The sequence below is a fragment of the Aeromonas intestinalis genome (assembly GCF_054052485.1).
Genome location: NZ_JBSTYK010000003.1, coordinates 364,265 through 376,406, shown reverse-complemented (window position 1 = coordinate 376,406; position 12,142 = coordinate 364,265). Strand labels below are relative to the sequence as shown.

Annotated in this window: 11 protein-coding genes and 3 tRNA genes; 9 read left to right on the top strand and 5 right to left on the bottom strand. The window is 56.6% G+C overall.

Translation table 11 applies throughout. The annotated features are described in order from the left end of the window. Nucleotides 1-46: 46 nt before the first annotated feature. The 8 genes from ACW5W7_RS06000 to ACW5W7_RS05965 all read left to right on the top strand — a co-directional run bounded on the left by ACW5W7_RS06000 (nt 47) and on the right by ACW5W7_RS05965 (nt 5,148). The gene (locus tag ACW5W7_RS06000) at nt 47-235 is read left to right on the top strand and encodes a Trm112 family protein (protein ID WP_100861139.1); all 189 of its coding nucleotides are present in this window, start codon (nt 47-49) and stop codon (nt 233-235) included. Continuing rightward, the gene (gene kdsB / locus ACW5W7_RS05995) at nt 232-993 is read left to right on the top strand and encodes a 3-deoxy-manno-octulosonate cytidylyltransferase (RefSeq protein WP_456501098.1); all 762 of its coding nucleotides are present in this window, start codon (nt 232-234) and stop codon (nt 991-993) included. Before ACW5W7_RS06000 ends, kdsB begins: the two co-directional genes overlap by 4 nt. 209 nt (nt 994-1,202) lie before the next feature. Next, nucleotides 1,203-1,847 carry a UvrY/SirA/GacA family response regulator transcription factor gene (gene uvrY / locus ACW5W7_RS05990; RefSeq protein ID WP_349918418.1) on the top strand — a complete coding sequence of 215 codons (645 nt, stop codon included), beginning with the start codon at nt 1,203-1,205 and terminating at the stop codon, nt 1,845-1,847. A 143-nt stretch (nt 1,848-1,990) separates the two neighbouring features. Then, entirely contained in the window at nt 1,991-3,844 is a 1,854-nt protein-coding gene (gene uvrC, locus ACW5W7_RS05985) for an excinuclease ABC subunit UvrC (protein WP_434662970.1), read from the top strand. 256 nt (nt 3,845-4,100) lie between these two features. Beyond that, the gene (gene pgsA / locus ACW5W7_RS05980) at nt 4,101-4,655 is read left to right on the top strand and encodes a CDP-diacylglycerol--glycerol-3-phosphate 3-phosphatidyltransferase (protein WP_100861136.1); all 555 of its coding nucleotides are present in this window, start codon (nt 4,101-4,103) and stop codon (nt 4,653-4,655) included. Nucleotides 4,656-4,835: 180 nt separating this feature from the next. Continuing rightward, nucleotides 4,836-4,911 (top strand) — tRNA-Gly (locus ACW5W7_RS05975). Nucleotides 4,912-4,946: 35 nt separating this feature from the next. After that, a tRNA-Cys gene (locus ACW5W7_RS05970) sits at nt 4,947-5,020 on the top strand. Nucleotides 5,021-5,061: 41 nt separating this feature from the next. Then, nucleotides 5,062-5,148: transfer RNA gene (locus ACW5W7_RS05965), tRNA-Leu, on the top strand. Nucleotides 5,149-5,472: 324 nt separating this feature from the next. Here ACW5W7_RS05965 and ACW5W7_RS05960 read toward each other — a convergent pair. The 4 genes from ACW5W7_RS05960 to ACW5W7_RS05945 form a co-directional block, all read right to left on the bottom strand. Further along, nucleotides 5,473-5,721 (bottom strand): GlsB/YeaQ/YmgE family stress response membrane protein, encoded by a 249-nt coding sequence (locus tag ACW5W7_RS05960; protein WP_349918414.1) that lies wholly within the window; start codon nt 5,719-5,721, stop codon nt 5,473-5,475. A 124-nt stretch (nt 5,722-5,845) separates the two neighbouring features. Next, on the bottom strand, nt 5,846-6,571 hold the full coding sequence (gene lpxH, locus ACW5W7_RS05955) for a UDP-2,3-diacylglucosamine diphosphatase (RefSeq protein WP_456501097.1): 726 nt from the start codon (nt 6,569-6,571) through the stop codon (nt 5,846-5,848). A gap of 13 nt (nt 6,572-6,584) precedes the next feature. Further along, nucleotides 6,585-7,265, bottom strand: coding sequence for a DUF4269 domain-containing protein (locus ACW5W7_RS05950; protein ID WP_456501096.1), 681 nt, complete (start codon nt 7,263-7,265; stop codon nt 6,585-6,587). Beyond that, nucleotides 7,255-7,752, bottom strand: coding sequence for a peptidylprolyl isomerase (locus ACW5W7_RS05945; protein WP_456501095.1), 498 nt, complete (start codon nt 7,750-7,752; stop codon nt 7,255-7,257). Before ACW5W7_RS05945 ends, ACW5W7_RS05950 begins: the two co-directional genes overlap by 11 nt. 224 nt (nt 7,753-7,976) lie before the next feature. Between ACW5W7_RS05945 and cysS the strand changes: the two genes are divergently transcribed. After that, nucleotides 7,977-9,353 carry a cysteine--tRNA ligase gene (cysS, locus tag ACW5W7_RS05940; protein WP_456501094.1) on the top strand — a complete coding sequence of 459 codons (1,377 nt, stop codon included), beginning with the start codon at nt 7,977-7,979 and terminating at the stop codon, nt 9,351-9,353. A gap of 801 nt (nt 9,354-10,154) precedes the next feature. On the opposite strand, the gene drt4 is transcribed toward cysS, so the two are convergent. Beyond that, on the bottom strand, nt 10,155-11,783 hold the full coding sequence (drt4, locus tag ACW5W7_RS05935) for an antiviral reverse transcriptase Drt4 (protein WP_456501093.1): 1,629 nt from the start codon (nt 11,781-11,783) through the stop codon (nt 10,155-10,157). Between the last annotated feature and the right edge of the window lie 359 nt (nt 11,784-12,142).

Genomic DNA, 12,142 nt, shown 5'->3' with positions numbered 1-12,142 from the left:
TTACTGACCGGGATCGCCTGTCCGAAATCGTCAAAGGAGTTTCGTTGTGGCACTGGATATCAAATTGCTCGACATCATCGCCTGCCCGGTTTGCAAGGGGAAGCTGCACTACAACAAGGCCGCCCATGAGCTGGTCTGCCGCTTCGACAAGCTGGCCTATCCGCTGGAGGAGGGGATACCTGTGTTGCTGGAGAACCGCGCCCGCGCCCTGGCACTCGAAGAGCTGAACCCATGAGCTTCGTCGTCGTCATTCCGGCCCGCTACGCCTCGACCCGGCTGCCGGGCAAGCCGCTGGCGGACATCCATGGCAAGCCCATGGTGCAGCACGTGGTGGAAAAGGCCCTGCAGTCCGGTGCGGATCGGGTGATCGTCGCCACCGACGACGTGCGGGTACAAAGCGCACTGGCTGCGGTCGCCAGCGAGACGGGGGCCGAGGTGTGCATGACCTCCCCGGATCACCAGTCCGGCACCGAGCGTCTGGCGGAGGTGTGCCGTCACTATGGTTTTGCCGCCGATACCATCATCGTCAACGTGCAGGGGGATGAGCCCCTCATTCCCCCCGTCATCATCCGCCAGGTGGCGGACAACCTGGCCAGTGCCAGCGCCCCCATGGCGACCCTCTCCGTGCCCATCCAGGATGCCGAAGAGGCGTTCAATCCCAATGCGGTGAAGGTGGTGACCGACAGCCAAGGCTATGCCCTCTACTTCAGTCGCGCCTCCATTCCGTGGGATCGGGATCGCTTTGCCCAGAGCCACGCAGAGATCGGGGCGCATTATCAGCGCCATATCGGCATCTACGCCTATCGCGCCGGTTTCATCCAGCGTTACGTGGACTGGGCGCCGAGCGCCCTCGAGCAGATCGAGGCGCTGGAGCAACTGCGGGTACTCTGGTACGGGGAGAAGATCCACGTGGCCCAGGCGCTGGAGGCCCCCCCCGTGGGCGTGGATACCCAGCGGGATCTGGACAAGGTGCGTGCCCTGCTGGCCCCCTGAGAAAGATCACGGCAATCAGACCCGAAACGGCGCCTCAAGGCGCCGTTTTTGGTTGAAACTTTACATAATTAGTTGATTTAAAACGGCATTAATGGAGAGTTTCAAACTTTTACCGGCCATGGTTTGCCAAATCACCGAGTTTGGTTATGATGCAAGACGCCGTGTTAACCCTAACTGGCATATAACGACATAAGAAACGGGGTGTATGGGTGATTAATGTATTCCTGGTCGATGATCATGAGTTGGTGCGTACAGGGATAAGACGCATTTTGGAAGATGTCCGCGGGATCAAGGTGGTGGGCGAGGCACAGAGCGGCGAGACGGCCGTGGCCTTCTGCCGGCAACATCACCCCGACGTGATCCTGATGGACATGAACATGCCGGGGATCGGCGGTCTGGAAGCGACCCGCAAGATCCTGCGGATCCGGCCCGATGTGCGCATCATAGTGCTGACCATTCATTCAGAAAACCCGTTCCCGACCAAGGTGATGCAGGCGGGTGCCGCCGGTTATCTGACCAAGGGGGCTGCGCCTGACGAGATGATCCACGCCATCCGGCTGGTGCATTCCGGCCAGCGTTACATCTCCCCGGAGATTGCCCAGCAGATGGCCCTGAGCCAGTTCGCCTCGGCGGACGAGAACCCCTTCAAGTCCCTCTCCGAGCGCGAGCTGCAGATCATGATGATGATCACCAAGGGGCAGAAGGTGACCGACATCTCCGAGCAGCTCAACCTGAGCCCGAAGACGGTCAACAGCTACCGCTACCGGTTGTTCAGCAAGCTCGACATCAACGGGGATGTGGAGCTGACCCATCTGGCCATTCGCTACGGCATGCTGGATGCCGATACCCTCTGATCGGGTTGAGTGTGTTGAAAAAGGCGGCCCGGGCCGCCTTTTTGCTTGATGGCCCTGGCTGCTTCTGTCGCCGCTCGGTTTTGCTTTCCGGTGGCGGGGCGCAGTATGATCCCCCGAGAATCTTGTCCTGAATCGAGTCGCCGATGATCCCTTCTCCTGAACCCCATTTCGACAGCAAGGCCTTCCTGAGTGCGGTCACCAACCAGAGCGGTGTCTACCGCATGTATGATGCTGGCGGCACCGTCATCTACGTGGGCAAGGCCAAGGATCTCAAGAAGCGGCTCGCCTCCTACTTTCGCACCCATGTCGACAGCATCAAGACCCGCACCCTGGTGCGCCAGATAGCCGACATCCAGGTGACGGTGACCCACACCGAGACCGAGGCGCTGATCCTCGAGCACAACCTCATCAAGCAGTACCAGCCGCGCTACAACGTGTTGCTGCGGGACGACAAGTCCTACCCCTGGATCATCATCACCAGCCATCGTCATCCTCGCATCGGCGTCCACCGTGGCGCCCGCAAGGTGAAAGGGGACTACTTCGGCCCGTATCCGTCCGGTGGCGCCGTGCGCGAGAGCCTGCACCTGATGCAGAAGATCTTCCCGGTGCGCCAGTGCGAGGACGCCGTCTATGCCAACCGCACCCGTCCCTGCCTGCTCTATCAGCTCAAGCGTTGCGCCGGCCCCTGTGTGGCGGGTTTGGTGAGCGAGGCGGAGTACGCCCAGCAGGTGGAGCTGGCCAAGCTGTTCCTCGCGGGCAAGAACCAGCAGGTGATAGGGGAGCTGGTGGGCAAGATGGAGTCCGCCAGCGGCGATCTGCGCTTCGAGGAAGCGGCCCGCTACCGGGATCAGATCCAGGCTTTGCGCCGGGTCACCGAGCAGCAATCGGTGAGCGGCAACGTGCTGGACGAGCTGGATGTGGTGGGGGTGGCCTTCGAACAGGGTACCGCCTGCATCCATGTGCTCTTCATCCGTCAGGGCAAGGTGCTGGGTTCGCGCAGCTACTTCCCCAAGGTGCCGGCGGATACGCCGCTCGACGAGGTGGTGCAATCCTTCCTGCTGCAGTTCTACCTGTCGGGGCAGGGGGGCAGGCAGATCCCGAGCGAAGTACTGCTGGACGTGGCGCTGGAGGATGAAAGCGTCATTGCCGAGACCCTGAGCCAGACCGCCGGCTACAAGGTGCGGGTGCAGAGCCGCACTCGCTCCGAGCGGGCCCGTTTCATCAAGCTGGCCGCCATCAACGCCGAGACGGCGCTGCGCTCGCGCCTCGCCCACAAGAGTACCATCACGGCCCGCTTCACCCAGCTGGAGGAGCTGCTGGAACTGGAGGCTCCCATCGCCCGCATGGAGTGTTTCGATATCTCCCACACCATGGGGGAGCGCACCGTGGCGTCTTGTGTGGTGTTCAACCGGGAGGGGCCGCTCAGCTCCGAATACCGCCGTTTCAATATCGACGGCATCACCGGCGGGGATGACTACGCCGCCATGGAGCAGGCGCTGGAGCGGCGCTTTGGCAAGCAGCAGGAGCCGGACAAGGTGCCGGATGTGCTGTTTATCGACGGCGGCCTCGGCCAGTTGCGCCGGGCCGAAGAGATCCTGGCGCGACAGCTCGAGTTCCTCGGCGGCAAACACCCGCTGCTGGTGGGGATCGCCAAGGGGGTGACCCGCAAGGCGGGGCTGGAGACCCTCATCATGGGGGATAGCCACGAAGAGCTGCACTTGCCGGCGGATATGCCCGCCTTGCACCTCATCCAGCACATTCGCGACGAATCCCACCGATTTGCCATCACCGGCCACCGGGCACGGCGCGCCAAGGCCCGCACCACCAGTACCCTGGAGGATATTCCCGGGGTCGGGCCCAAACGCCGGCAGGCCCTGCTCAAATACCTGGGGGGCCTGCAGGAGGTGAAGAAGGCGGGGGTGGACGAGCTCGCCAAGGTGCCCGGCATCAGCCAGGAACTGGCCCAGTCCATCCACGATGCCCTGCACTCGCTGTGATAGAAACAGGGTCATATCGGCGTGGGGATCATCCTGGGCGATCAGGGTATTGCACAGGGGCGCCGGGCCCGGTGGGATCTGGCAAAGCCCCGTTTCGGCATACAAGAGCCGTGACGTCGGGGGGCTGCCAATGCCATAATAACCGGCATCCTGAGGTTATTGACGGATCCATAGACCAAGACGGGCACCGCCCGGTTGCATCGGCAATCGGCTTGGGGCTACCCTGTAGCGGCATACAAGAAGTGGCTGAAAAATAATGACAAATATTCCTAACCTGCTGACGTTTTTTCGGATTTTGCTCATCCCCGTCTTCGTCATCCTGTTCTACCTTCCCTATCAGTGGGCCTATGTGGCGGCGGCCATCGTCTTCATCCTGGCGGCGGCGACCGACTGGTTTGATGGCTATCTCGCCCGCAAGCTGAACCAGTCCACCGCGTTTGGTGCCTTCCTCGATCCCGTTGCCGACAAGATCATGGTGGCGGCGGCCCTGGTGGTCATCGTCGAGCACTACAACACCATCTGGGTGACCATCCCGGCCATGACCATGATAGGCCGCGAGATCATCATCTCCGCCCTGCGGGAATGGATGGCCGAGCTTGGCAAGCGCTCCTCGGTGGCGGTCAGCTGGATTGGCAAGTGGAAGACCATGATCCAGATGGTGTCGCTCACCGGCCTCATCTGGCAGTACGACATCTGGATGGTATGGCTCGCCTACGTGCTGCTCTATGTGGCGACCGTGCTCACCTTCTGGTCCATGTTCCAGTACATGAAGGCCGCGTGGGGCGATCTGAGCTATCACTCCCGCTTCTAGTTTTTCTCCTCACAAACCCTCGTTTCCCGGCCCTTGGTGCCAGGAAACGGTCATGAGGGGCAAAAGTGCGGGAAAGGGCAAAAAATGCCCGAACGATCAGCGTATTAAATGTTTTTGGTTGACTGGGCGAGGAACATCGCTAGAATGCGTCCTCGTAGTCAGGCAATCAGCCAGACCGATGCGGGAATAGCTCAGTTGGTAGAGCACGACCTTGCCAAGGTCGGGGTCGCGAGTTCGAGTCTCGTTTCCCGCTCCAAATTCAGACAATCGAGAGTTCACTCTCCTTTGCATGGCGCGTTAGCAAAGCGGTTATGCAGCGGATTGCAAATCCGTTTAGTCCGGTTCGACTCCGGAACGTGCCTCCATATTGACAAGCCCGCCGCGCGGACTTGATACCGATTACGGTGCCCGAGTGGTGAAATCGGTAGACACAAGGGATTTAAAATCCCTCGCCGTTCGCGGCGTGCCGGTTCGATTCCGGCCTCGGGCACCATTAAGATCAAAGACTTACTAAGGCCGCTAGCAATAGCGGCCTTTTTGTTTTTGGTTAAATGGCGCCAAAGTGGCGACAGCGTTTTTTGCTGGGACTACCCCGTACTCGTGCTGGGTAGTGATTCACCCATCTTGCAAGTTTGCCGGCTCCATTACTTGCGTCGGTTCTGTCCCATCGTCTGGAATGGATACGGTCTGTTCCTACCAGTCATCCCCTTGCCTGATGTACGTCACTTCTTGGATCGCGCCCATAAAAAATCCGAAACACTGGGTTTCGGATCTTTGCCCGTGAGGGCGCGCACTATGCCAAGGGAAAGCGGGTCTGTCAGCTGCGTACCTTGTTGTAGATAAACAGCACGATCAGGGCACCGACGGTGGCGATGATGATGCTCGGCAGGTTGAAGCCGGTAACGTCACCCATGCCGAGCAGGGTACTGACATAGCCCCCCACCATGGCACCGATCACGCCCAGGATCACCGTCATGAAGAAACCACCACCATCCTTGCCCGGCATGATCCATTTGGCCAGAATGCCGACGATCAGTCCCAATACAATCCAGGTAATAAATCCCATCACTCTATCCTCGCTATGTGAGAGACCTAGAGTATACGCAGTGGATTGGAATGTATCCCGCTAGGGACTCGGGTTGGTCAGAAATGGTCATATGAGAACCATCCACCCGGCGGGTTTGCATCGTTTACGCCAGTGAACGGGTCTCGAGTCGCTGCCCGGCGGGGGAGCACACCAGAATGGACCCCTGTTCGAACCAGTCTCCCAGCACGATACGCCGCGCCCGTTTGCCATCCAGCTTGAACTCGTGGATGGCGGGCCTGTGGGTGTGGCCGTGGATCATCAGGGCGCAGTCATGGGCGCGCAACATGGCGTCCACCGCCGCCGGGGTGACGTCCATGATGGTCTGCTGCTTGCCGGCATTCTCCATCTGGCTCTGACCTCTCAGTCTGTAGGCGATGGACTGGCGGCGAGGGAGGGGCAGGCGCAGAAACAGCCAGCGCAGCCACTTCTGCTGGGTGATGCGACGAAACTTCTGGTAATCCACATCCAGGGTGCAGAGCAGATCCCCGTGGCTCAGCAGTACCCGCTCCCCGTAGAGGTCGATGACGCAAGGGTCCCCGAGCAGCGTCATGCCGGCGCGTTTGGCAAACTGCCTGCCCAGCAGGAAGTCACGGTTACCGTGGATGAAGTACAGGGGTACCCCTTGCTGGCTCAGGGCGAAGAAGGCATCCGCCACCTGGCGATGGAGTGGATTGGGGTCGTCATCTCCCACCCAGAATTCGAACAGATCCCCGAGTACATAGAGAGCATCGGCGCCGGGAGCGTCCTGTTCGAGAAAGCGCACCAGGGCGGCCGTCATATCGGGGCGGGTATCGCTGAGGTGAATATCGCTGATAAAGAGGGTGTTCATGGGGTCCTGAGCGTCATGGTAAGGGAAGGTCGCCGGTGCGAGGCGAGCAGGATGCTGCTGACCAGACAATCCGGTCAAGATCCTCGCCCTCCAGGGCCAGCAAGGCCAGATAAGGGTCACCGGGGAGATCGAGCAACCGGCAGATGGCCGCTTCGCCCTTGAGATCCGCATGATGGCGAAGGGCGAGCACGGCGAGATAGAAGTCGTGACCGAAGCGCTCGAGCAGGGCCGCCATCAGGCTGAGGTGGCGCCAGCCGTGGCGCGTCTCGATGGGCGCTTGGGTGATATAGAGCTCGACGGGCCATGCCTGGCCATCCGGGCCGTCATGGGTCTGCTCGGCGAGCCACACCTGCTGACCCTTGTCGCTGACCTGCCAGCCGTGCCGGGCAAGGTGCTTCGCGAAGGCGGTGGGTGAGGCGTGCTGGCAGATAATATCGAGATCGCTGCCGGGCCGATCCAGCCCGATGGCGACCGTGCTGACCAGCGCGAGATCCTGGCACTGAGCTGCCAGCTCATCCCAGACTCCCGACATAAGCAGGGCGTGGGCCGAGCGCTGGCGCGGGTTGCCCTGGGCCAGGTAGTCGAGGCGGCGCCAGTTCGGGCCGCCGTCTGCACCGGATGCCAGCGCAGATGGAAAAACTGCGGCCGGGGCCGCAGTTGTGTCAGTGCCGAGATGGCAGCAATCAGTCAGCAAGGGTCACCTTGGTGATGACGACGTCTTCGGTCGGCACGTCCTGGTGCATGCGGCCGTAGTTGCCGGTTTTCACGCCCTTGATCTTGTTGACCACGTCCATGCCAGCGGTCACTTCACCGAATACGCAGTAGCCGAAGCCCTGGGTGGTCGGGGACTTGAAGTCCAGGAAGTCGTTGTTGTTCACGTTGATGAAGAACTGGGCGCTGGCAGAGTGCGGCTCGGAGGTGCGGGCCATGGCGATGGTGCCAATCTTGTTGGACAGGCCGTTGGCCGCCTCGTTCTTGATGGAGGCGCGGGTCTCTTTCTCTTCGAAGCCAGGGGCATAGCCGCCGCCCTGGATCATGAAGCCGTCGATGACGCGGTGGAAGATGGTGTTGTCGTAGTGACCGTCACGGCAGTATTGCAGGAAGTTGGCCACGGTTTCCGGGGCTTTCTCGGCGTTCAGGGTGAGGGTGATGTCGCCGTGGTTGGTGTGCAGAGTAACCATGAGGTTGTCCTTGTCTGTGAGGTGAGCCGCGCCGGGCTCACGGGTGTATGGCATAAAGTGGTGGCAATTCTAGCCCAACAAGGGCGCCCGGCATAGCGCTGGCGTGATACCAATGTGGCGTGCGAAGGGCAGCGGTGCAGGATCCGGCCCGTTTTGCGCCTCGTTTTCTCCCCCGGATGCGGTTAGAATGTCAGACCATTTTACTCACAGGCAGTGGTCTAAAGATGCTGAAGATCTACAACACACTCACTCGTCAAAAAGAAGAATTCAAACCTATCCACCCGGGCAAGGTGGGCATGTATGTGTGTGGGGTCACCATCTACGATCACTGTCATATCGGCCACGGTCGCACCTTCGTCGCCTTCGACGTGGTGGCCCGTTACCTGCGCTACAGCGGCTATGAGCTGAACTATGTGCGCAACGTCACAGACGTGGACGACAAGATCATCAAGCGTGCCGCCGAGACCCACGTCACCTGCGACGAGCTGACCGAGCGTCTGATCGGCGACATGCACCAGGATTTCGATGCCCTCGGCATGGTGCGCCCTGACGTCGAACCCCGTGCCACCCAGCACATTCACGAGATTATCGAACTGGTGCAATCCCTGCTGGCCAAAGAGCACGCCTACGTGGCGGACAACGGCGATGTGATGTTCATCGTCGAGTCCTTCGCCGATTACGGCAAGCTCTCCGGCCAGGATCTGGAACAGCTGCAGGCCGGCGCCCGGGTCGACGTGGTGGATGCCAAGCGCAATCCGCTGGACTTCGTGCTGTGGAAGATGTCCAAGCCTGGCGAGCCGACCTGGGACAGCCCCTGGGGCCCGGGTCGTCCCGGCTGGCACATCGAGTGCTCCGCCATGAACTCCAAGCACCTTGGCAACCACTTCGACATCCACGGCGGCGGCTCGGATCTGCAGTTCCCGCACCACGAGAACGAGATCGCCCAGTCCTGCTGCGCCCACGGTGGCGACTACGTCAACACCTGGATGCACAGCGGCATGGTGATGGTGGACAAAGAGAAGATGTCCAAGTCCCTCGGCAACTTCTTCACCATTCGCGACGTGCTGGCCCACTATGACGCCGAGACCGTGCGCTACTTCCTGATGTCCGGCCACTATCGCAGCCAGCTCAACTACTCGGAAGACAACCTGAAGCAGGCCCGCGCCGCCCTGGAGCGCATGTACACCGCCCTGCGCGATCTGCCTGTGGCCGTGGCTGCCGGTGGGGAGGAGCAGGTGGCCCGCTTCAAGGAGGCGATGGATGACGACTTCAACACCCCGGAAGCCTACTCCGCCCTGTTCGACCTGGTGCGCGAGATCAACCGCCAGAAAGCCGAAGACATGGCTGTCGCCGCTGGCCTCGGTGCCCGTCTGCGCGAGCTCGGCGCCGTGCTCGGCATTCTGCAGCAGGATCCGGATGCCTTCTTGAAGGGTGACGAGGCCGACGACGAAGTGGCCGAGATCGAGCGCCTGATTGTGGAGCGCAACCAGGCTCGCGCCGACAAGAACTGGGCCGCGGCGGATGCCGCTAGAGCCCGTCTCACCGAGATGGGCATAGTGCTGGAAGACAGCGCCGGCAAAACCAGTTGGCGCCGTGCCTAAGGCCGGTGGCTCTGCTCGCGCCAACCGGTTGACCCAATAAAAAACCGCAGCCCAAGGGCTGCGGTTTTTGTTTGTGCCTTTTCCCTCGACACCTTTTAAGCCTCTGCGCTCTGCTTAAGCCCCGGTGGTCTGCGCTCTGATCCCCTCTCCCCTTGTGGGAGAGGGCCAGGGTGAGGGGAGCTAACCTCATTCCTTGGTTCGGTTGCATGTCGTCCAACGCCTTAATGGCATGGCTTCGCCATCCAGGACGCGAGGGGCTGCCCTCGAAGAGGTTTCGCCGCCGCTGCGCGGCTTGGCGAGTGACTTTTGAAAGACCAAAAGTCACCAAAAGTCTTCTCCCCCGGCAAACCGCCCGCTTCGCGGGTTCCCTCGTCTCGTCCAACGGGTCGGACGGAGCGCCGCAGACGGCACATCCCTGTGCCGGCTGCGGCTGCGCCATCATCCCTGATGGCGCTCCTGACCCGTTGAACTCGACTCGGCGGTTTGCAGGGGGAACCAATACCGTGCCCGCCCGTGGCTTTAGTGTTCATGCTGACCGCCTTTTCCGCTGAAAGGGGAGAGCAGTGCAAGAGGGGAAATAGAAATACAAACCGCAGCTCAAGGCTGCGGTTTTTTTGTTTGAGTGAAAATACCATTCTCGATGGTGTTTTACTGCTGCAGCGCTGTTTGGCAAGTGACTTTTGGAGACCAAACAGAATTAGCCAACGGAAAATATTTTTTTGGTTTCCGTTCTAATCTTTAGTGCCTATCACACTGTAGGTACCGAATAGATAAATGTGAAATCTATGATTGAGGGGGGGATTAAAACTCAACAGGTGTGTTTGAAAAAATATCTTTAAGCTGCTCAGCTTGTATCGCTCTGAGAATTTCATCACATTTCTCTTCATGTTTAGTTTTAGAGTTTCTAGGTATGAAGTTTACGTTATGTTGTTTTAAAGTCTTAAAGACAGCATTTTCCTCTATTTCTTGGCACGGTGCATTAATTATTCCCTTGAAATACAATTGATATAGCAGTAGCCAATAGTTGTCTTTAGTATATAGATCTGATGATATTATTTTGTTTGTAAAATTAATAATTTTATCGTTGTATTCATTTTGCTCTAACAATAGAGATAATGCGGCACAATCTTGGCTTTTTATAATTTTATCTGCAGTTTCTTCATCGCATATTAAATTATGTTTCAACATTATGTGTAATGGCCAGCACATACCATCTGACCGTCTTGAAAGTGCATTAACATCGATTATCCTATTCAGTTGCTCTAGTATCTGTTCAGCAGGATAGTTTGTTAGATCAAGGATTCTATCAATTAAGGGAACTAAAACGGGGTAGTGCCAAGATAAATTTATAACAGAATCTAGTAAGTTGATTGCAGCATAATCATCAATGTGATTAAGAATGATGCTTATGGCATATTTCAACACGCTACCATCAGGCGTCGTTTTATTTAAACGAATCGCTTGATTTATGAATGTCAACGTTTCTGATGTTGTTAATTTATTTTCACCGTCGTGTTCATTGGCCAATCTGCTAGGGAGGAATGAAATTAATGTTAATATCCATTCATCTTCTGTTGGCGCTGGTAATGTCTCAATCCATGTTTTTTTTAAGTTTAGGGTGAGTTTGTAGATAGATAAGTAATTTTCTAGATCCAATATGAAGTCATTAGCATGTTCATTTGTATCACAATAGCATGTGTAGTCATCGATATACCTTATGAAGTGATATCCTTTTCGATTTAGCGCTTCATCTACAGATTGTAAAATAACCTCTACCAAGATACTTGATGTAGCAGGGCCAATTGGTATACCTTGAGTTTCATTTCTTTTGGTTCTTCTTTGATGAAAATCTAGATCTTCAGGCCAAGATTTTTTCTCGTTGTCTTTAAGTCGTCTTTTAGATTCTTCAACACCAACAATGGCCCATGGAATTGCATGTGTGTATATACTGTGAAAACAGTTGCTAATATCTGCATGTACTCTAAAACGCTTTGTAAACTCAGCACATAGGGCTCGTCTAATTTTTTCTGATGGATCGTCGTAATTCATGACGAGTAGGCGCTTTTCATTGTGATGAAAAGTTGGCTTTATTTGGCTGCAATGGTTTTTGGTTATTTTTCTTATTTCATCCCAATTCTCGTGAATACAGTTTGCAAGATGTGAGTAAGCTTTTGGATGAATAATTCCAAGTAATCTAGGAATGTTATTGAATCTTGTTGAGCGATACTCTGTAAGACTATACCCTAAAGTTTTTCTTACTTTTGCTGCTGGTAATTTAACGAGAGAAGTCAGGACTTCTGGAGTAAACTGTCTAGAGTCAAATGATGGAGGTAGTTCACTTAACCCTAATCGTTGATTGGGGAAATAATTGTATCTAGAAAGAGCCTCAATAAGTAATCTTTTTTCTTCTTGGCCACCTTCAATAAACATATTGAGTTTCCTGTATAAATAGGGGACGTAGGTTAGATTAGCGAAGCGTAATCGTGAGTTCGAGAAGTATTTGTGAACGTGGCTGATACTCACTGTCCGGAATTTAATATAACGCCCAATCCCCGATAGGAAGGTACAGTCGCTTGCTACTGTACTTGTTTTAAGTTTTTAGCCGATAAAATTATGTCAATTGTACTTGTTATCTAGGTGCGACAATTTGGTTTAGCCATACGGTGGGCGAGAGGCTGAATCAGAGATAACAGTTCTCCTGATCATTGTCCCGAATAGACAGTGGCTGTTAACTGCTTTCGGGGCTGAAGGTTCGGGCTGCCCCTGTTGTTCGCCGAGATGAGAGCACA